The sequence below is a fragment of the Adhaeribacter rhizoryzae genome, from assembly GCF_008629685.1.
Lineage (GTDB): Bacteria > Bacteroidota > Bacteroidia > Cytophagales > Hymenobacteraceae > Adhaeribacter > Adhaeribacter rhizoryzae.
On sequence record NZ_VWSF01000015.1, the window covers coordinates 104,614 to 125,394 of the forward strand.

Below are 20,781 nucleotides of genomic sequence, written 5' to 3' on the forward strand. Positions count from 1 at the left end.
AATTGTTGATTGATCAATATTGCCAGTAGCCTAGTTAATCAATATTCTCATTATAACTACGCCTCTTCCTGGGGCTATATTTAAATATTAACCGGCCTTATTTTTATACCGATATTTAATATTCAGAGATTAACGGCTGCTTTTAATGTTATTCATCTGCCGCTAACGGAATATTTTATTCTTTTTGGTAAACCCGCACCCAATCCACGGTCATCTGTACAGGCAGGTCATTATCATCAATAGCACCAACCCAATTACCACCCAGGGCCTGATTCAGAATTATATAATATTCCTGGTCAAAAGGCCATTGCTGATGATCGGCATTCGCTATTTTGGGATAAGTAAAGGTTTTTATTCCGTTCACAAAGAAATCCAGCCGGTCTGGGTACCATTCTAACCCGTAAATATTAAATGCTCCTTCTTTATAAGCTGGAGTAGCCGAGTGTACCGGGCTGGTTTTCTGGTTTAGTTTATCAATATACTGGCTATGCAGGGTTTGGTAAATATAAGGATCGTAATTCAGGTGCTCCATTATATCAATTTCGCCGCTGGCAGGCCAGCCACCGTATTTGCTATCCTGGGGCATTAGCCAAATAGCTGGCCAGGAGCCTTTCCCCTGGGGAATTTTGGCTTTTACTTCTATCTTACCGTATTTAAAATAAAATTTATCTTTGGTTTGGATGCAGGCCGTTTTGTACCGGGCCGTATCTGTTTTATCCCTGTTTAAAATTCCCCGTAAATAAAGTTGGCCCCCTTTCACAAAAGTAACGGCCGAAGTATCGGCACAATAACAGGCCCAGTTTGGCGACTTGCGGCCAGAGAAGCCCCATTTGGTCGGATCTGGTACGCCGGCCTGCTCAAATTCATCTTCCCATTTTAATACCCACCCGGCTGCTTTCTCTTTATGGGGCAGGGAAATACAACCGGTACATAAGAACAAGAGAAAAAGGCAGATTCGCTGGCGCATTAAAATATTTTTATGGTTGTTTAGTGCTATGCTAATTTGGTTATTTTGTATGCTTCTCTATTAAATTCTGCCGTTATGTATATCCGGCTGGAAAGTAATATTTTTAGGATATATGCAAAGTTGCCCTTTCAATCTTTAAATCCTCCCCCTACCCCCTCCAAAGGGGGACTTTCAATAGTTTTGCGAAAGTCCTAATCTTATTAATTTCTGATGCTAAAGCTTTATCTAACAGCCTATTTCAAACCTGCAAAAATCAATTGGTTTACCATCCGGCTTGGCATTATCATTTAATTATTCAGTTAATATTCTTATCTATATGCTGCAGGCTTGCGCAAGATATTTAACTATAAACCAAAGGCTGGCCTTAAGGTCAGCCTTTGGTTATTTATCTACTTTGGCAGTGCAACGAGAAATATGCTGGCATTGCTGTTTAAGTAGCTTTTAAATTTATTCCGTAGGGCCGGCATTCGCCTGCAACGGCCAGCCGGGGTTCTGGTACATTACCGATGAACTCAGGTCGGTAGCATTACCGGCAGTGATAATAAAGTGCTGAATGGCAATCGGATCTAGATAATGGGCCGCCGTCCATTTGTAACCCTCTCTTACCAGGTTGGTGTTGGCCAGGTTTATCCGGTAAGGACGCAAATATTGGCTCTCCGCTTGCTTAGAAATATTGGCCGTTCTGCCGGTGGTGCCGGCTTCAATTAACAAAGAGGTACCATTAGTTGCTTTATACCAGTCCTGCATTGGTCCCCAAATCTTGAAACCTTCAATAATATAAGGATTGGTTTTAAGTTGGTCCAGGGCGCGCCACCGTTTCAGATCTGAAAACCGCATTCCTTCGGCAATTAATTCGTTGCGGCGTTCCCGGCGAATATTATACAGGGTGGCATCGGTTAATAAATTACCGGCCGAATAAGCAGCAAAGTCATTTTTAGCTTCTTCGTTTATTCGGGTAGCCACCACCGTAATATTATAATCCGGATTAATGCCCGCTCTTTCGCGGATAGCTCGCCAATATTGATCTGCTTTGGCATCGATGGTTTTGTTTTTCAGGTAAGAAGCTTCAATATAATTCAGGTAAGCTTCCACGGCCCGGAAAACAATACTGCCCGTAGATCCCATACTGCCTTCCACTTCGGCACCCAGGTAAGAAAGACCTTTTTTAACGCCATAGCCGGTTACGTAACGGGTTTCGGCCAGCCCTACAATGTCCGGACGACCTTCCAAAATAGGGGTTCCATCGGAATTTTTCCGGTCCGATAACCGCATTTCACCGGGCGCTTTCATAAACAGTTGCAGGCGGTTATCCCGGTCGGCTTTAACTTGTTCGAAAGTATCATCGCCTTGGTAACCGGACGCGGCTGCGTAAATAGGCAAGCCGTTTTGCATAAGAAAGTTATCAACCAAACCCCTGGTATAACCGGTATTACCACCATTTTGGTTAATATAATGGTTTACATTATGGTTAATTCCCTTCGCCGGATCATACTTACGCCACAATAACACTTCGGAATATTTATTCAGATCGGCATCGGCAAACATGGTTAAATAAGTATTCTGAGAAGAATTATAACCATTGTCTTTCGTGTTTTTAACTAACTGAACGGCATCGGCTACCTGGGCGGCCGACTCCATAGCCTGCGTCAGGAAAAAGTCGATTTCGGTATCGATGTTCATACTGAAGTTCTCTACTTTACCAGCGCCCGGCCAGTTTGGCCCGCCAGGAACCTGGGCAGTACCTTTATGATAGGTGAGCCAGGTGCCTTCGTGCAAGGCAACCCGCGATTTGAACAACAATGCGGCATGTTTGGAAATCCGGTTCTTGCCGCCGGGAGGCGTGGTACTTAACAACATAACCGCCGAATCAAGATCAGCCAGAATAAAACGGGCTACTTCATTACGGGGCCGGCGCTTGGCCGCCAATGTAAGCTCCTCTAATTTATCCGGAAGCGTTTTCTTTATTATCGGGAAATCGCCCAGGGCCTGCACCTTGCTAAAATATTCATAAGCCCGCAGGAAATAAGCTTCGCCAATATAGTGGGAAATATTAGCCACATTACCGGTAATTTTACTGTTTTTCCAGCGGGGCACCACCGTTTCGATAAAATAATTGTTCTGGCGGATGTTATCAAAACTCCAGCTACCACCTGCTTGCGGCACCCGCCATTCGCCGGGTACCCAGCGCGTGGCATACCCGCTGGTCGCCTGGTTATCGGTATGGTTATCGTTGCCGAAAGTACCAACCGTAAATCCACTATGGGTAGGGAAATTATACCGGCCAATGGTATAGGCTGCCAAATCGGCTTCGCTCTGTAAATAATTAGACGGCGTTACATCAGATAAGGGCTCCCGATCCAGAAACTCGTTACAACTGGTTACCCCCAAAAAGCCCAGGAGTACCAAACAGGTACATATTTTATTTTTGATTGATTTTTTCATCATCTAGTTAATAGATTAATTAGAAGTTAATATTTACGCCGCAGGAATAAACCTTTGCCAACGGATACGTTTTACCATCATTCCACCCACTCAGAGCCACGGTTTCGGGGTCGAATACACCAATTAATTTAGTTATGGTCATTAGGTTTTCGCCGGAGATGTAAACCCGTACCCGGGAAATGCCCGCCTTAGCAGTAAGGTTTTGCGGAAGCGAATAGCCTAACTGCAGGTTTTTCAGTCTTAAATAGGCTGCATTCTGCAGGTAGCGGGTTTGGGTCTGCTGGTTTTTGGTGGTATTAAAATAGGGTTTAGGGAAGTAAGAATCCAGGTTAACGCCTGCTATCCCGGATTTTACCATACCGGAAGTTTCATCCCGGAAAAAGTCTAAGTGATCGTTAAAACCGGCTGATTGCCACATACCACCACTGGCACCCCAAAAGTAAGGGCCATTAGGCATATAATCTCTTTTGCCTACGCCTTGCATAAACACCCGGAGATCAAAGCCTTTCCAGTCGGCAGTCAGATCCAGACTATACCGGAACCTGGGCGAACTGTTACCGATAACGGTCTGGTCACCGGTATTTCCGAGCACGGCCGAGCCGCCATCAACCTTACCATCCCCATCCAAATCTGCGTACATAATATCGCCGGCACTCCATCTGCTGCCCATATTTTGTTTTGTTTTTTCGATGTGGGCATCCATTTCTTCCTGGGTTTTAGCTATGCCAAGGGTGGTATAACCCCAGATTTCGCCTACTTTCCGGCCATCGTACCAGGTGCTGATATTGCCCGTAGTATTGGGGTATCTGGTTACCCGTTGCTGGTCGTCGGCTAATACCGCACGCACGCCGTAACCAAACTCGCCAATTTTATCCTGCCATTTAGCTTCTACTTCAAAACCATAAGATTCCATATCGGCATTATTTACCTGCGGAACCGCCGTACCCAACGTAACCGGCAATTCCGGAGCGGGGCCTACCATGTCAAAAGTTTTGCGTTTAAAGTAGTCGGCGTTTATAAACAAGCGGTTATCTAAAAGTCCCAGGTCCAGCCCAACGTTCCAGCTGGTTACCCGCTCCCAGGTTAAGAGGCTACTTACCAAACCAGGTGCGCTGGCAGTGTTGGGTCTTTCTCCATTAATTAACCAGGTACCGTTGTTAACCCCAATGGGCATTTTAGCATAAAACGGATACCAGTTGCTCGTATTCTGATTGCCCAGTTCCCCGTAAGATCCCCGGATTTTGAACAGTTTTACTGCATTAACAGCCCAGAAACTTTCGTTGGCCACGTTCCAGCCGGCAGATATAGAAGGGAATAGGTTCCAGCGTTTATCTCTGGTGTAGCGAGAGGTCCCATCGTAGCGCGCATTAATTTCCAGCAGGTAACGTTCTTTATAATTATAATTCAAACGTCCGAAGAAACCAGCGGTAGCCCAGTGCTGATATTGCCCTTCATTGGCCCGGCTATCGTTGGTAGCGGTACTAATGGTGGGCAGCGTAGGCGTAATTAAACCGGTACGGGAACCAGACAAAGTACGATACTTCATTAATTCGGAGTTAAACCCGGCCATTACTTTAAACTGATGATTCTCCTTTATAGCGAACACGTAGTCGGAGAAAATATTAGTAGTAAAAAAGTTATCTTTCCGGACATACTCCGAAACCGAACTTAAACCGGCAGAATTACTACCTACGGCAACCGGAAATGGGTTGCCTGCCACATCATAGCTGTAAGCCGGTAAAAAATCGTTGTGAGAATTGGTATTAGTAACCCGGTAATTACCGTTGGCAATAATATTCCAGCCTTTCAGGGGTGTAAGCGTTAGTTGGCCTTGCTGGTAAAGAAAATCGGTTTGATCGTTGTAGCGACCACCACTTACCAACTGGGCTATTTCGCTTGGGTCAGAATAAAAGCCATTTGGGTCTTTAGCCGGCACGGTAGGCCAGCGACGGGCAATATTATGATAAAACAAACCATCCTGATGAGAGGCGCGCGTGTAATCTTCGCGGATATACCGGGTGGTGTAATCAAATTTGGCTCTCTGGCTTAACTTGGTACTAATTTTACCAGAAATATTATAACGTTTAAATTCGTCGCCGGAATAACGGGATAAACCGCCCTGGTCCAGGAAACTACCGGAAGCAAAAAACTGCGTGTTTTCGGTGCCCCCATTTATGCTTAGGGAATGGTCCTGGGAGAAAGCTGATTTTTTATACTGCTCTTTAAACCAATCAGTGTTGGCATTGGAGCCAGTATAATATTGCCACCGGTCGCCGTTCGCATTCGCCACTGTGGTATAGTCAATTTCTCCTTGCTGGTATTGAACTATCCGGTCCAGTACCTCTTGCGAGAATTTGGGACCTTCGCCATCATTAGCCGCCGCTTCGTTCCAATATTGGGCAAATGTATGGGAATCCATCATGGTGGGCAGACCAATGGGACTGGTAGAACGAAAATTATTCGTATAGCTAACACTGGTTTTACCGGCCTTACCTTTTTTAGTAGTAATTAAAATAACCCCAAAAGGAGCCCGGGAACCGTAAATAGAGGCTGCTGCCGCATCTTTCAAAACCGTAACCGATTCAATATCCTGCGGGCTAATGGTATTCATGTTCCCCTCCATGCCATCAATTAATACCAGCGGGCCCGAGTTAGAACCGGCGCCAATGGTGCCGGCACCCCGGATATTAAAATTAAGGTTTTGGTTTAGCTCACCACCCAAACCGCCGGTCTGTAAATTAAGGCCCGGGATAAGCCCCTGCAGGGCCTGCCCTACGTTTTGCACCGGCCGGGAATCCAGCGTTTTGGCATCGATCGTGGATACGGAACCGGTTAAGTTGGCTTTCTTTTGCGTACCATAACCTACTACTACCACTTCTTCGAGTTTAGAAGCGTTTAGCTCCAGCCTGATGGTGCCCAGATCGGTGGCGGCTTTTACCTCCTTGTTCAGGTAGCCTACAAAACTTATTTCCAAAACCGCATTATCCGGAACATTAGCCAGAACAAAAATTCCCTGGGCATCGGTAGAAGCACCGTTTTGTGTTCCTTTAACCAGAATGGTGGCGCCGGGTAGCGGACTACCGCTTTCATCCACCACTTTACCTTTTACATCAATGGGTGGCGTGGCTTTGACACTTTCGGGTTTCTTGGCCTCATTTATTACTACGGTATTCAGGGCCACGGTATAAACAAAAGGTTGCCCGGCAAAAGACTGGGCCAGGGCTTCTTCCAGGCTAGCATTCCGCACATGAATACTAACGCGTTTGGCCTGTTGCAGCAAGGCTTCGTTGTAAAAAAAATCATATCCGCTTTGCTTTCTGATTTCCTTCAGCACCTTTTCCAGTGGTGCATTATTTTCGGAGAGGGTAATTTTCTGGGCATTTCTGCCGGCACTTACCGGCCCTAACGCAAACAGCATCAAGACAAAAGTAAGCTTTAGAACAAGCAAAACATTACTTCCCGGGCCGGTAAACCAGCCTGGTTTTAAATTATATATTTTCATACATTAGGGGATGTTTAATTATTCATTGAGATGACTGTTGCAAGCGAGTTATTTCGGTGAGCATTCTTAGTGTTAGCCGGAAGTGTTACCAGCACTTCTGGCTTTTTCTGAATTACTCTTGGGCAGAAGCATTCCGTTAAGGCATAACCGTTACCCTCCTTCCTGCTATTTTAAACTGAACATTGCCGGTCAGTTCTAATATTTTCAGCGTTTCGGCCAAACTTTTGGAGCGCGAGACAATGCCTCCGAATTTCATATTCCCCAGGTCGCCTTCGTAAGCAACTTCTATATCGTACCAGCGTTCCAGTTTACGCATGATGCTTGGCAGATCTTCCTCTACAAACATGAAATAACCGTTCTTCCAGGCTATGGCGGCTTCCACATCTACCGGCTGAACCGCGATTGAATTGCCGGCCGCCGGAACAAGCGCTTGCTGGCCCGGCTCCAACAATTTCCCTTTAGTTTCGTTGGGCAGCAAAACCCGCACCGAACCTTCGAGTAAAGTGGTTTTCAGGAGCGGTTCATCGGCGTAAGCACTTACATTAAAGTGGGTGCCTAATACTTCTACTGTTTGTTTCGGGCTCACCACCCGGAAAGGTATCTTTTTGTTTTTGGCCACTTCAAAATAAGCTTCTCCGGTTAATGCTACCGCGCGCTCCGCACCAGTAAACCTAGTAGGAAAGCGCAGCGAAGAACCGGCGTTCAACCATACCCGCGAGCCATCAGGCAGATTTATCTGGTAATAGCTCCCTTTGGGAATCTCAATGGTATTATAAGCCAGTTCGGCCTTCCCCTGATGCGCAACTGCCGGCTCAGTTACATTATAAATAATTTGGCCATCAGCCTTTTTAATAATGCTGGCGCCTGGTTGCCGGGCTAACTCGCCCGTGCCAGTATCATCTAAAGCTATTTTAGAGCCATCAGCTAAAGTCAGAGTAGCCTTATTTTCTCCTGGAAGAATATCTTTTTTATTTGAGGACAGGGTTATTTTTTCGGCAACAGCTCTTTCGTGGGAGAATTGTTGATAAAAGAACAAAACCGATGATAACACCGCCAGCATAATTGCAGCAGCCACCATCCAACGGCGCGGCATAAAGGATTTATTTCTTTCCCGATGTTTAATATCCTGTAAAATCTGGTGATAAAGCTTATTTCTTATATTCCCCTGCTCCCCCATTTCGGCCGTATTCCAATCTAGATTCTGCTCTTGTAGTTTATCATAATATTCAAATAGCATTGTTTCCTCTGCCTTACTCGCCTCACCGGCAAGGTATTTCTTCACTAATTCTTCGAATTCTTCTTTATCCATCATATTAAAATTCACCCGGAATCATAAGTAGGTACCTAAAGGGCAGGCATACCCCCAAAGAGAAGTAAAAAATGTTTTTGTATGATAAATTAACACAACCAGACCACGAGTTAAGCTTAGGAGCAATAACTTAAAGGAGTGGCAAATAAGAAATAAAGAAATATTACAGCCGCTTTCAAGGCACAAGCAGCTTTAGCAGCCTTAAGAGGTAACCTCATAACAGGGTATTAGCCGCCGGCTAGACAAATAAGACCAAAAGCTCAACTAGTGCATTAACCAAAAATTCTGCTATTCTGTATCAGATAGCGGTTGATTTAACTAAGAACAGGAGTTTAGTGGTTTAAATTATTGGCATGAAACAAGAAGACAGGAGTTGGTTACTAAGTAACCTTTTAGCAAGTTACGCTGCGTCTGGGATGTTTAAAAGAGGTGCGTTAAACAGTTAAACGAACACAATATAAAGCGGCAATCCGAAGTAGTGGGAGAATATTAGCAGGAGAATTGTAAAGATTTAAAACCACCCATTTATGAAAGAAACAGCGGTCCAGAGGAGGAAATCACCTAAAGTGGTACGCAGTCGGTTCAGAGCTATGGTTATTTGGTTTTCTACAGTTTTAGGTGCTATTCCCAACCAATTTGCAATTTCTTTGGTAGAGAGATGTTTTTTCCGGCTCAACAGAAATATTTGCCGGCACTTTTCCGGTAACTCCGTAACACCCTTTTCCAGCAACCGGTCCATATCCGCTGTCATAAGAGCACTCTCTCCTACATTAACCACAGCAGGATTTTCAATTACATAAGAATGAGCCTCCCGCATCTGACCGGCACGTATTATCTTAAATACCTGGTAGCGAACAGCTGTGTATAAATAAGAATTGAGCGAATCAACCACCAGGCTGTTTCTTCTCATCCATAAACTCACCAGCACATCCTGCACAATATCTTCTGCAGCTTGTCTGTCGCGCACAATATTGTAAGCCGAAAGATAGAGTTTAGACCAGTATCTGTTGTAAATCTGTTCAAAAGCAGCCTGATCATCCGATTGCATCAATACAAGTAGTTTCTCGTCTGGCCATAACTGAACGTCATCGGTACACATATTAAGGCATTAAATGGTTAAAGCTCATAAGCAACTCATAAGCAAAGAGACAAAAATAAATTCTACTATTATTTAATTGATTATTGATAATCAATATTTTAAATTTATTTATAACTATCTGCTTACTTACCACTACTACACCAAACTAATTATTACTAAGCAGACAATACCCCATAAAAAAGGATAAATTGAAAAACTTAACCGTTCAGAAGATTCTAAAGACTAAACTGGTAGAACACTAGTTATAAGCTGAATGATAAAGTTAAACCCGCTCCGATTAAAATTTTAAGAACAGATTCAATTATAGTGCAAGCGTTCAGCTATTTAAAGCCTGTATTATGTCTTACATAACCAAAGTACAAGGTTTAATTTTTTATTCCAAGTCTTTTTTAATTTAATTTTGCAAAAGCTTATTTCTTCAAATAAATTTTATCTAAAAATGAAGCGTAATAAGAATAGGCGTAAATAGCTAATCGATAAGGCTTAAACACGACTCTAGCATTTTATTATCAGGTGCACTGGCTTCCCTGGTCGGTAACAGCTTTTATTCTTAATCCACCTGTCCTAATTTTTTGGGGTACCATACATACTCCTTCCTCCGATTCCTGGTACATCTATTAGCGCTTGTTGGTCAGGGGCTTTACAAAGAGGTGCTGGCTTACCCGCACTAATTGGTTTCTTATGTATTTCTTTTCGTCAGTACCGGATTTTGCAGTCCCGCTTGCTTTACTGCTTACCTCAGGGTAAACCAGCTTGCGGCTTATTAACAGGCTCCACCAACTTGCCTCTAAGAGACTTGCACCCGCTGGAATATTTTGGTACCTTACAGTACCTGATGCCCATACTGGGCGCACACAACAGCTAAAAATTATTAAAACATTTCTAGCCCAACCGTTGCCACCAATACCAAAATATCGAACAATAAAATATTTGCCGAATGATTAAATATTTTCAGCTTATCATAGTGCTGCTTTCGACTATTTCTTATGTGCATGCGCAAAAAGTATTTGACACACATATTCATGGGAATACCGATCCGGCTACGCAAATAACCAAATTAAAAGCGGCAGGAGTATACAAAGCGGCAATAAGTACATCTTGGAATATTCAAAGTACTTACAAGTCAACTTCTGATTTTACTTTCCTTCATGGCATAATGCTTGTTTGTCCAAATGGGAAGGTTCCCTACAGCAATCAATATTGTTTTGAAGACAAAAAAGATTTTCCCAATATTAATTTAGTAGAACAGTTAATTAAAGAAAATAAAATTCAGTTTATTGGAGAAGTACTTAGCCAATATTATGGCATCTCCCCTTCAGATGAGCGGCTATATCCCTATTACGAATTAGCAGAAAAATACAGAATACCGGTCGGCATTCATACTGGCCTGGCGGGTCCAGATCACGGATCGCCTAATTTTAAGGTAAGATTAGGAACACCAATGCTACTGGAAGATCTCCTCCAGAAATATCCTAAATTAAAAATTTGGATTATGCACGCTGGAGCTCCATTTCTCGATGATACCATCGCGATCATGAAATATTACGAAAACGTATATGCCGACATTTCTGCCATAAATAATCCGTATATTTTCCCACCGTCAGATTTTAAAGCTATTATGAAAAAGCTGATTGATGCCGGACTTGAAGACAGATTAATGTTTGGCTCGGATAACGGAAACATTGACCTTGCCATTGAAAGCATTGAAAAATTAGATTTTCTCTCGAATCTTCAAAAAGAAAAAATATACTCAAAAAATGCCGAGGTTTTCTTCAAAACAAATAAATAGCATTGCTGGCAACGGCCCCACCAGAATTATCTGATGGGGAGCGCCTCTCACATTACGGTACGTACGGGTCGCGTATTCGGCGTCTCGTTCGGTTGTAAAGCTAAATTTTGGTAGTAGTCTAACAAGGATGCCTAACCTTTCTTTACCAATCGTGGCAGTGTAATCTTTATAATTAAGATGGGGCTTTGGGCTACTGCCCAGCCAACATTCCTGGTTCTACTCCAGGCCTAAGCCTGCTCTGCCGAAATGCTTAAACGAAGCAGGTTTTCTCTTTTCCGCTCAGCATACTTTTAATTACGCAAAAGGCAGTTACGCGTGTTATTTTTGAGTGTTTAAAGCTGTTGTAAGCTACCATTTAAGATATAGGTTTTACCTTTTTGGGTTTTCAGCGAAATTACCTGGTTGCCGTACCGAATCTGGCAGGTATTACCCAACTTCGATAATATTTTCACTTGCTTTAATTGGCCATTTTCCCAATTCAGGTCCAGGTCGAAACCTCCGCGGGCGCAAATACCGTGGATGTAGCCTTTTTGCCAGGCAGCCGGTAAAGCTGGCAGCAGTTGTATTTCGCCGGCATGGCTTTGCAGCAGCATTTCGGTAATGCCGGCAGTCGCGCCAAAATTGCCATCTATCTGAAACGGCGGGTGCGTATCGAATAAATTAGGCAAAGTAGATTTACGCAGTAAGGCCAGCAAATTTTGGTAGGCCGCTTCACCGTCCTGTAACCGGGCAAAGAAATTTATAATCCAGGCGCGGCTCCAGCCGGTGTGGCCACCACCCTGCGACAAGCGAGAATCAATGGTTTTACGGGCGGCGGCTAATAGTTCAGGGTTTTGTTGTTTGGTAATCTGGTTGCCGGGGTGCAAGCCAAATAAATGCGAAATGTGGCGGTGGCCGGGCTCCGGTTCGGCAAACTCTTCGGTCCACTCCATAATGCGGCCGTCGCTGCCAATTTTAGTTGGTGCTAACCGGGCTAATACGCCTTGCAGTTTGCGCCGGAAATCAACATCCTGGTTCAGGGTTTTACCGGCCGCAATGGTATTGGTTAATAAATCCCGGATTATCATGTGGTCCATGGTAGGGCCCATTACCATGGTTGCAATATTGCCATTTTGGGTTTTAAACTGGTTTTCCGGCGAAATAGACGGTCCTGATACCAGCTCTTTGGTGATTGGGTTCTCGACTAACCAATTAACACAAAACGCGGCGGCTTCTTTCATAACAGGGTAAGCCAAATCTTTCAGGTACTTTTTATCTTCGGTAAATAAATAATGCTCCCATAAATGCTGGGCGCTCCAGGCCAGGCCCATCGGCCACATGGCCCATTGGGTTTGCCCGTAAGGTTCGGTAAAATGCCAGGCATCGGTAGTAAAATGCGCTACCGTACCCTGCAGGCCGTACATGTCGCGGGCGGTTTTGCGGGCATCCGGCCCCAGCGCTTCCAGAAACTTTAAGAATGGCAGGTGCAATTCCGATAAATTTGTCTGCTCGGCGAGCCAGTAATTCATCTGAATATTAATATTTATATGATAATCGGCGCTCCAGGGTGGGGTTAAGCCATCGGCCCAAATACCTTGTAAATTGGCGGGCAAGCCACCCGGGCGCGAACTACTGATTAACAAATACCGGCCAAACTGGTAATACAATTGCAATAAATGCGGATCTACGTTACCGGCCTGCATGGCCTTAACCCGGGCATCGGTGGGGTAATAAGCTGCCTCGGTAATTCCTAAATTTAAATCTACGCGCTTAAAATATCGCTGGTAATCTTGCACATGTTCGGCTTGCAACTGGCTAAAAACTTTGCTGGCGGCAGCCGTTAGCTGTTTATTGGCTGTAGTTAAAGGTTCGTTGCCCCAATAATCGGTAGCAGCTGTTAGCAGCAGCGTTACCGTATTGGCGTTGCTTACGCTTAGGCCATTTGCGGCGGCAGCTACAGTGCCACCTTCGTTTAATATTTTTATTCGGGTTGCCATTTTCACGCCCACACCACTGTTCACGTGTTCCTGCAGGGTTAGTTCGTTGCCATTGGCGGCTAGGGTGGCTTTATTGCCGGGCCGACTTAATTTAACATTAAAAGTTAGCGCACTCGGTTTATCGGCGGTAAGCCGTACTACCAGTACCTGGTCGGGGGCGCTGGAAAATATTTCGCGGGTATATTTTACGCGGTTGGCTACGTAACTTACACGGGCAACGGCATTTTCTAAATCCAGTTCCCGGCGGTAATCGGTTACGGTTTGCGGATGCGAGAAATCCAGTTGTAAGTCGCCGAGGGTTTGGTAATTGCTGCCTGTTTTTTATCGCCCATCATTTTTTCCTGGGCCATTTTTTGAGCTTCGGCGTACTTACCCGCAAACAACAACTGCCTAACCGGCGCTAAAGCAGCTTTGGCCTGCGGATTCACAAAATCTTCCGGTTTACCGCTCCAAACGGTTTCTTCGTTTAACTGCAGCCGTTCCTGGGTAATACCCCCAAATACCATAGCACCCAAGCGGCCGTTACCCACGGGCAACGCTTCGTTCCAGTTATTTGCCGGATGCATAAACCAGATTTTCAGGTCGGATGGCGGAACAGCCGGTTGTACGCTTTGCGCATTTAAAGTGAACGCCTGCAAAAAATAAAGAACCAGGAAAGGAGCCGCGAAGATGATTTTGCTTCTGAAATACATAAAAGCTTTTGTTTGATACTAAAACTAGCCCGAAACTTAGCTAAAAAATCCAGCATTTAAATATTCAGTCAGGCAACGGCGTGGTAATATTTTGTTTGATTTTAGAGCATCCAGGAAAAAATTAACCAGGATAATTATACAAGCGTTATTTGCTCTCCTGGATTACGCACTGGTTTAAGCGTCTAAATTATAGAAGCCATATAGAGTTTGCCGAAACAGCTTAACCTACTTTGATATTTTAATAGATCCTTCGACGAGCTCAGGATGACAAAAGGTGTTTTCTCAAACCAAACAATTTGGACTTTTATGGGTTATCCTCTTTCGGAATCAGCCCCGTAATATTTAACTAAATAATATTCTGAATACCCACTTTTTTTATAGGGAGTAGGCCCAATGAAGCCGAAACCGGGAATACACCTGTTTCAGAAATTTATTTGCCTTAAGAAAAACAGGCTGGCTATAAATAATTTGCAGGGTTTAATAAGCGTAACTAAACCCACGTAAAAAAGGTAATTTAAATGTACGCTAAAGACCGATTTTATTCCGGTATGAACTATAAAGCAGAATCTCGAAACGGCACGAACTATATGGCCGCTCCTACCCTAATTGGCGCTTACGCTTGCTTGTTTGGCGCATTTTGGGCTTATACCGGTTTTACTACCAGTAATTTTACCAACTGGCTTCTCGAAAACACGCTTACCATTCCGTTTATAATATTATTATACTATCTGAACCGCTGGCATAAATTCTCGGCGCTGGCGGTAAGTTTAATATTTATTTTTTTGATGCTGCACGTGTACGGCAGCCAGCATACCTACGCCGAAAACCCGTTTGGTGATTGGGTTAAAGACCAGCTAAACCTGCAACGCAATCACTTTGACCGGATGGTACATTTTGGCTTTGGCTTTTTGCTCGCGTACCCCATGCACGAAATATTCCGGTATAAACTCCGGCTAGCCAATTGGCTTACGTACCTGTTGCCGCTCGAAATTACTTTTTCTATGGGAGCCTTGTACGAGGTAGTAGAATGGTTGGTGGCCGATATATTTTTTAAAGAAGGTGGTGCTGATTTCCTGGGCATGCAAGGCGACATGTGGGATGCCCAGAAAGATATTGCCTTAGCCGTTTTGGGCACCTCCATTATTATGCTGCACGTATTTTTAGTACGTAAAAGGCTCGGCGCTAAATAAAAAACCCGCCTTAGCGGCGGGTTTCCTCTTTTATTTTGCCTTTATCGGTTTTTATTTTGCGCTCATCCGATTCGCGTTTGTACTTTCCTTCGGGCGTTTCAATTTTCAATTCTTCGCGGGTTATTTTTATTTCCACATTTTTATCATCGTAACTCACTTCGCCAAAGTTGCGGTAATAATCGGCCCGGCGTTCCATGTAACGGCCAAATTTGGCCAAGGGCATTTGCCGGGCCAGCCGGGCATCGCGGGCCAGTTGCTGCTGCACCGTTAGGCGTGTACGCGCCGCCGTTCTAACCGGTACTTTCGGGTTGACATCGGCTGCTGCTACTGGTTTACCAAGGTTTTGTTCTTTAGCAGACTCTTCTCCTGCTGGGTTAGCACGAGCGCCATTATTGCGGGTAGCAGTTGTAGCTGGCGCATTGCCCGCCTCTGCTTCGGTTGTATTAATGCGGGCATCAGCTACAGTATAATTTTCGATGCCGGTATCCTGGTAAGCGGTGGTTAAATCAGTTGTGTCGGGCAAATCTGCTTCAGCTGCGGTTTTACTTTCATCTATATTCTCATTAGATATTACTACCGCATCGGGCTTTTTGTCTGGGGTATTACAGGCTATAGTTGCCAGGGCTATGGTAAACAATAAACCTCCTTTTACTATTTTTTGCATCTGTATTTTTAAGTTGATAATGAAGGTAATACTCTTAAAACTTAATTCTGGTTTTAAGGGCAACTGGCTTCGGGCATAAAAAAAGCCAGGCTTGTTGGGCCTGGCTTTGTAAATTATAGTTTTAAAATATTAACGGATATCGCCACGCTCAGCTGCTTTTTTCAGTTTCTCGTTCGCAAAAATCGCAATTTCTACGCGGCGGTTGGCTTGTTTACCAGCGGTGGTGCCGTTATCGGCTACCGGTACAGACGAGCCAAAGCCCTGGGTAGTAATCCGGGATGATTCTACGCCTTGTGCCAGTAATTGCTGTGCCACCGAACGGGCCCGGTTTTCAGACAACGGTTGGTTAATGGCATCGGTACCAGTATTATCGGTATGGCCTTCTACAATTACGTTGGTATCGCCGTACTTCTTAAGGGTTTCGGCCAGGGTGTTAATATCTGTAATAGAATTAGACTGCAAATCGGCGGAGTTGGTGTTAAACAAAATACCGGAAGCAAATGTAATTTTAATACCTTCGCCTACGCGTTCAATTTTGGCATTTTTCATGTCTTTGCGCAGTTCTTCGGCTTGCTTATCCATCCGGCGGCCAATAACCGCACCCGTAGTACCTCCTACTGCCGCGCCAATAATAGCGCCCGCAGCGGTATTGCCGGTAATTCTACCAACTACACCCCCAACTACTGCACCGGCACCGGCGCCAATTAAGCCACCCCGGCGGGTCCGGTTTTTATACTTCTCGTCCTGCTCGTTTTTGCGGGTAGAATCGTTAGAAGTACTATATGGGTTAGATGATTTACAAGCCGAAAAAAGAAGAATAAAAGCTAAGCACAAAGGGAAAAAAGCTCTTGTAATTTTCATAGTGTTAAATTTTAAGTTAATTTTTTAGAATAAAGATTCCGAACAATAATACTCTTTAGGTTTAAAAATGTTTATATTATACTGGTTATATATTTAGGCTTTCAAATTCCGGGCCAGAAATACGCTTTTAAACGACGTATTTGGCCGCAACGATTTGTTCCGGCAAAATATTTTTCTCCCGCGCTACGTAGTAACTAATTTTAAAGAGTAAAAATGTTAGATAAGATTAGGCCTTAATGGTTTTCTTCTGAGTAGTATGGGCGCTTTTAGTGGGAGCTTCTTCGGGTTGACGAAGCATAGCCAATAAATCGGTAAGTTTCTGTTTTAGTTCTTTGCGGTTTACAATAAAATCTAAAAAGCCGTGTTCCAGTACAAATTCGGCGCTCTGAAAGCCTTTGGGCAGCTCTTTGCCAATGGTTTCTTTAATTACCCGCGGACCGGCAAACCCAATCAAAGCACCGGGTTCGGCAATATTAAAATCGCCGAGCATAGCAAAAGAAGCCGTAACGCCGCCGGTGGTAGGGTCTGTTAATAAAGAAATGTACGGAATGCCTTCTTCGGCCAGTAAGGCTAGTTTGGCCGAGGTTTTGGCCATTTGCATCAGGGAATATCCGGCTTCCATCATGCGGGCGCCACCCGATTTCGAAATCATTAAGAAAGGATACTTTTGTTGCCGGGCAAAATCTATGGCACGGGCAATTTTTTCGCCTACCACCGACCCCATAGAGCCACCAATAAAGTTAAAATCCATACAAGCCACTACCAGGTTAAGGCCGTTCATTTGGCCATGTGCCGTCCGGACAGCATCGGTCAGGTGGGTTTTCTCTTGGGTAGCTTTAATTCGCTTGGGGTACGGCTTGGTATCTACAAAGTTCAGGGGGTCCGAAGAACTTAAATTTGAGTCGAGTTCTTCAAATTTATTATTGTCAAAAATTACCTCAAAATATTCCGCCGAATTTATGCGTTCGTGGTAATCGCATTTGGGGCAGGTATATAAATTCTTTTTATGTTCGGTGGTGTTGGTAACCGTTTTACACTCAGGGCATTTATACCAAAGTCCGTCAGGGGTTTCCTTCTTCTGCTCGGTGGGGGTTACAATACCTTTTTCTACTCTTCTAAACCAAGACATACAAACTTTTTTTTACAAACGTAAAGCCAATCGTTAAATTAAAACAACTGTTGCCTAGCCCTTTGGCGTTTAACCAGTGGGGCTAAATACAGGTAACGTTTACCCGTTTACTTTTAGCAGGCCGCAAATATACACCATTTTTCGGGAGCGCAAATATTCTCTTTGGGCTAATTTTATTCTGCGGCAACTCCTGGCGGCATGTTCGGGGCGGGTTATTTTTCTCTATACAAAACAAACGCACTTATTTAATATTAGTATATAACCGGCGCCCGGCTTATTCTTTGTTCAGCTATATTTTCGCAATCTTAAGTTCTTCTCTATTGTATATTGCACGAGTTGCGGTTAGGGCTACGCCAAAAATATTAACACTTTCTCCTATTTATCTTTTCTACGGGCAGCAGCTACCTTTGGGTAATGGCCAATTATACATACTTAATTTAACAACGGCTGGTCTTAAAAATTTGTAAGTATTTACGATTGTTTATGGCGCCGGCAATAAGGTTGTTAAAAAATTAGTTTTCGCTTTGGCAGGTGCCGGAGATGGTTATATTTGTGGCGTTACTAATATTTTATTCGCTATGTTCTTTTTATTGCTCCGCAAAATTTACGTGTTAATATTTATTACCGCTGCCTTTACCTCCTGTGTTACCAAGAAAAAATACGACGACCTGAGCGCCCGCAAAAGCAAACTAGACCTGGATATTGCTGCCTGCGAAAAAGCCATGGCCAGGGTACAAGCCGATCGTAAATCGGTGGAAGAAAAACTAACCGAATTGCAGGCTACGCACCAGAAAATGGTAAAGGATTCTGCCGAAACGGGCGTGGCGCTACGCAAAACCCGCAGCCTTTACCAGGAGCTAAACAACACTTACGATAAGTTAATTAAAAACCACGACCGGCTCCTGTCTAACAGCGCTTCGGAATCTTCGCGGTTGTCCGGCGATTTGGCCCGCCGCGAAGCCGAATTATTAGCCAGCAAAAACCAGATTGATAAACTCAGCGCCGACCTGAAAACCCGCGAAGATCGCCTGAATGAAATGGAACGGGTGCTGGCCGAAAAAGATAAAGCAGTAACTAACCTTCGGAATAAAGTAAGTAATGCCTTGCTGGGTTTTAAATCGAACGACTTAACGGTAAACGTTAAAAACGGCAAAGTATACGTATCGTTGTCGGAGCAATTGCTGTTTAAATCGGGCAGCACCAAAGTAGATCCCAAGGGCCAGGATGCGCTGCAAAAACTAGCCCAAGCCCTCCGCGACCAGCAAGAAGTAAACGTATTGGTTGAAGGCCATACCGACGATGTACCGGTTTCGAAAGGTACTTTGGGCATGAAAGACAATTGGGATTTAAGTGTGCTGCGCGCTACCGAAATTACCCGCATATTAACAAATGCCGGCTTAACCCCCGAGCGTGTTACGCCATCGGGCCGCTCTAAATACGTACCAGTTGCCCAAAACACCTCCGCCGACCAACGCTCGCTTAACCGCCGTACCGAAATAATTTTAACTCCCAAACTGGATGAGCTATTCCAGATATTGGAGAAGAATTAATTTCGTTGTTCGTTAATCGTTGTTCGTTATTCGATGAGGGAATATTAATTAATGGTTTCAGGAAAAAAACATAAGTATCAATATTCAAAAACAAAGGAGCCGGTTTTATTAAACCGGCTCCTTTGTTTTTAGGCCTTTATAATTATTCTTTGGTTGAAAATCGAATAACGAACAACGATTAACGACTAACGAACAACGTCTCTATCCCAGTGCCTGCTCCAGATCGGCGAGTAAATCTTCAATATCTTCGATTCCCACACTTAAGCGGATGAGCGAATCGCTTAAACCACCTTTCAGGCGTTCGGCCTGCGGAATACTGGCGTGGGTCATGGAGGCAGGGTGGCCGCAAAGCGATTCTACGCCTCCTAACGATTCGGCCAGGGTAAAATATTTAAACTTTTCCAGTACCTGTATGGCATCTTCCTGACGGTCGCCTTTGAGTACCACCGAAATCATGCCGCCAAAGTCGCGCATCTGCTCGCGGGCAATCTGGTGGTTGGGGTGCGATTCAAAACCGGGCCACAGTACTTTTTCTACTTTCGGGTGCTTTTGCAAATATTCAGCTACAGCTCGTCCGTTTTCGCAATGGCGCTGCATGCGTACGTGCAAGGTTTTTAAGCCCCGCAGCAATAAAAAACAATCTTGCGGGCCAGGCGTGCCACCGCAGGCATTCTGAATAAAAGCCAGGCGTTGCGCCAAATCTTCGTCTTTTACAATTAAGGCTCCCATTACCACATCGGAGTGGCCGCCCATGTATTTGGTAAGCGAATGCATTACTAGGTCGGCGCCTAAATCCAGAGGCGTTTGCAGGTAAGGAGTGGCAAACGTATTATCTACCACCAATAAAATATTATGTTTTTTGGCAATTTCAGCCGCGCCTTTAATATCAATAATATTAAGCAAAGGGTTGGTAGGCGTTTCGAGCCACAGCATTTTAGTATTCTGGGTAATATGGCCTTCTACCGTAGCAATATCGCCCATCGGAATAAAGGTAAATTTAATGCCGTACTGCTGGAAGATTTTTGTAAAAATCCGGTAGCTGCCACCGTATAAATCATTCGTAGAAATAACTTCGTCGCCGGGTTTCAACAACTTTACTACCGCATCAATGGCCGCCATACCCGAAGCAAAGCACAAGCCGTAATTCCCGTTTTCCAGGGCCGCCAAGGCATCTTGCAAAGCAGTACGCGTGGGATTGTGGGTGCGCGAATATTCATAGCCCTGGTGGTCGCCGGGCGACCGTTGGGCGTAAGTAGACGTTTGGTAAATGGGCGTCATGATGGCGCCGGTTGCCGGGTCGGGGTGTACCCCCGCGTGTATGGTTTTGGTTCCGAATTTCATAGTTGCTTAAACAGGATTAGTGCGGCGCAAGTTACAGGATTAGGCTTCTAACTCCAAAACACCCGTCCCGGCTACCACATACCAGGTTCTAAACCGCTCTATTCTTTAACTTAATCAATAAAATATTTCGTCTAAAAAGAAAGTACTACCTTTTCCTGTCCTAAGAAACAGACTATCGCAGTTTGGGCGATAAAGACCTTTTAAAAGATGCCTTTCCGGCTTTCTGGTGCCGTTGTTAAAAGGCATTGCGAGTTACGAACTAAGGAAAGA

The 20,781-nt window shown here is 44.5% G+C and carries 14 protein-coding genes; 3 read left to right on the forward strand and 11 right to left on the reverse strand.

Going from position 1 to position 20,781, the window contains the following annotated elements:
* Positions 1–175: 175 nt before the first annotated feature.
* The 5 genes from F0145_RS17730 to F0145_RS17750 form a co-directional block, all read right to left on the reverse strand.
* The gene (locus F0145_RS17730) at positions 176–967 is read right to left on the reverse strand and encodes a glycoside hydrolase family 16 protein (protein WP_150090386.1); all 792 of its coding nucleotides are present in this window, start codon (positions 965–967) and stop codon (positions 176–178) included.
* A gap of 447 nt (positions 968–1,414) precedes the next feature.
* On the reverse strand, positions 1,415–3,412 hold the full coding sequence (locus tag F0145_RS17735; RefSeq protein ID WP_223816136.1) for a RagB/SusD family nutrient uptake outer membrane protein: 1,998 nt from the start codon (positions 3,410–3,412) through the stop codon (positions 1,415–1,417).
* 16 nt (positions 3,413–3,428) lie between these two features.
* Positions 3,429–6,911, reverse strand: coding sequence for a TonB-dependent receptor (locus F0145_RS17740; protein ID WP_150090388.1), 3,483 nt, complete (start codon positions 6,909–6,911; stop codon positions 3,429–3,431).
* A 136-nt stretch (positions 6,912–7,047) separates the two neighbouring features.
* Complete coding sequence (locus F0145_RS17745) at positions 7,048–8,223, reverse strand: FecR domain-containing protein (RefSeq protein ID WP_150090390.1); 1,176 nt, start codon at positions 8,221–8,223, stop codon at positions 7,048–7,050.
* Positions 8,224–8,731: 508 nt separating this feature from the next.
* Positions 8,732–9,319, reverse strand: a complete 588-nt coding sequence (locus F0145_RS17750; RefSeq protein ID WP_150090392.1) for an RNA polymerase sigma-70 factor — start codon at positions 9,317–9,319, stop codon at positions 8,732–8,734.
* A gap of 937 nt (positions 9,320–10,256) precedes the next feature.
* On the opposite strand from F0145_RS17750, the gene F0145_RS17760 reads away from it, so the two are divergent.
* On the forward strand, positions 10,257–11,108 hold the full coding sequence (locus F0145_RS17760; protein WP_150090394.1) for an amidohydrolase family protein: 852 nt from the start codon (positions 10,257–10,259) through the stop codon (positions 11,106–11,108).
* Between the two features lie 332 nt (positions 11,109–11,440).
* Here F0145_RS17760 and F0145_RS17765 read toward each other — a convergent pair whose 3' ends face one another.
* Entirely contained in the window at positions 11,441–13,366 is a 1,926-nt protein-coding gene (locus F0145_RS17765; RefSeq protein ID WP_150090396.1) for a glycosyl hydrolase family 95 catalytic domain-containing protein, read from the reverse strand.
* Positions 13,339–13,776 (reverse strand): glycoside hydrolase N-terminal domain-containing protein, encoded by a 438-nt coding sequence (locus F0145_RS26865; RefSeq protein WP_150090398.1) that lies wholly within the window; start codon positions 13,774–13,776, stop codon positions 13,339–13,341. The genes F0145_RS17765 and F0145_RS26865 overlap by 28 nt, the downstream gene beginning before the upstream one ends.
* 548 nt (positions 13,777–14,324) lie before the next feature.
* Between F0145_RS26865 and F0145_RS17775 the strand changes: the two genes are divergently transcribed.
* Positions 14,325–14,966, forward strand: coding sequence for a DUF2238 domain-containing protein (locus F0145_RS17775; protein WP_150090400.1), 642 nt, complete (start codon positions 14,325–14,327; stop codon positions 14,964–14,966).
* A 10-nt stretch (positions 14,967–14,976) separates the two neighbouring features.
* Here F0145_RS17775 and F0145_RS17780 read toward each other — a convergent pair whose 3' ends face one another.
* From F0145_RS17780 to accD, 3 genes are all read right to left on the reverse strand, one after another.
* Entirely contained in the window at positions 14,977–15,630 is a 654-nt protein-coding gene (locus F0145_RS17780; protein WP_150090402.1) for a hypothetical protein, read from the reverse strand.
* Between the two features lie 129 nt (positions 15,631–15,759).
* A complete protein-coding gene (locus F0145_RS17785) occupies positions 15,760–16,491 on the reverse strand; it encodes an OmpA family protein (RefSeq protein WP_150090404.1) in 732 nt (243 codons plus the stop codon).
* 226 nt (positions 16,492–16,717) lie between these two features.
* Positions 16,718–17,620, reverse strand: coding sequence for an acetyl-CoA carboxylase, carboxyltransferase subunit beta (gene accD, locus F0145_RS17790; protein WP_150090406.1), 903 nt, complete (start codon positions 17,618–17,620; stop codon positions 16,718–16,720).
* Positions 17,621–18,144: 524 nt separating this feature from the next.
* On the opposite strand from accD, the gene F0145_RS17795 reads away from it, so the two are divergent.
* A complete protein-coding gene (locus tag F0145_RS17795) occupies positions 18,145–19,170 on the forward strand; it encodes an OmpA family protein (RefSeq protein ID WP_223816137.1) in 1,026 nt (341 codons plus the stop codon).
* Between the two features lie 201 nt (positions 19,171–19,371).
* On the opposite strand, the gene F0145_RS17800 is transcribed toward F0145_RS17795, so the two are convergent.
* Positions 19,372–20,511: a cystathionine gamma-synthase gene (locus tag F0145_RS17800; RefSeq protein WP_150090408.1), complete on the reverse strand. Its 1,140-nt coding sequence runs from the start codon at positions 20,509–20,511 to the stop codon at positions 19,372–19,374.
* Positions 20,512–20,781 lie beyond the last annotated feature (270 nt).

What these genes read in the sequence shown, in the direction of transcription:
- F0145_RS26865 (WP_150090398.1), bottom strand. Translation starts at nt 13,776, where the DNA reads ATGTATTTCAGAAGCAAAATCATCTTCGCGGCTCCTTTCCTGGTTCTT.
- F0145_RS17785 (WP_150090404.1), bottom strand. Translation starts at nt 16,491, where the DNA reads ATGAAAATTACAAGAGCTTTTTTCCCTTTGTGCTTAGCTTTTATTCTT.
- F0145_RS17780 (WP_150090402.1), bottom strand. Translation starts at nt 15,630, where the DNA reads ATGCAAAAAATAGTAAAAGGAGGTTTATTGTTTACCATAGCCCTGGCA.
- F0145_RS17760 (WP_150090394.1), top strand. Translation starts at nt 10,257, where the DNA reads ATGATTAAATATTTTCAGCTTATCATAGTGCTGCTTTCGACTATTTCT.
- F0145_RS17775 (WP_150090400.1), top strand. Translation starts at nt 14,325, where the DNA reads ATGAACTATAAAGCAGAATCTCGAAACGGCACGAACTATATGGCCGCT.
- F0145_RS17750 (WP_150090392.1), bottom strand. Translation starts at nt 9,319, where the DNA reads ATGTGTACCGATGACGTTCAGTTATGGCCAGACGAGAAACTACTTGTA.
- F0145_RS17740 (WP_150090388.1), bottom strand. Translation starts at nt 6,911, where the DNA reads ATGAAAATATATAATTTAAAACCAGGCTGGTTTACCGGCCCGGGAAGT.
- F0145_RS17735 (WP_223816136.1), bottom strand. Translation starts at nt 3,412, where the DNA reads ATGATGAAAAAATCAATCAAAAATAAAATATGTACCTGTTTGGTACTC.
- F0145_RS17730 (WP_150090386.1), bottom strand. Translation starts at nt 967, where the DNA reads ATGCGCCAGCGAATCTGCCTTTTTCTCTTGTTCTTATGTACCGGTTGT.
- accD (WP_150090406.1), bottom strand. Translation starts at nt 17,620, where the DNA reads ATGTCTTGGTTTAGAAGAGTAGAAAAAGGTATTGTAACCCCCACCGAG.
- F0145_RS17800 (WP_150090408.1), bottom strand. Translation starts at nt 20,511, where the DNA reads ATGAAATTCGGAACCAAAACCATACACGCGGGGGTACACCCCGACCCG.
- F0145_RS17745 (WP_150090390.1), bottom strand. Translation starts at nt 8,223, where the DNA reads ATGATGGATAAAGAAGAATTCGAAGAATTAGTGAAGAAATACCTTGCC.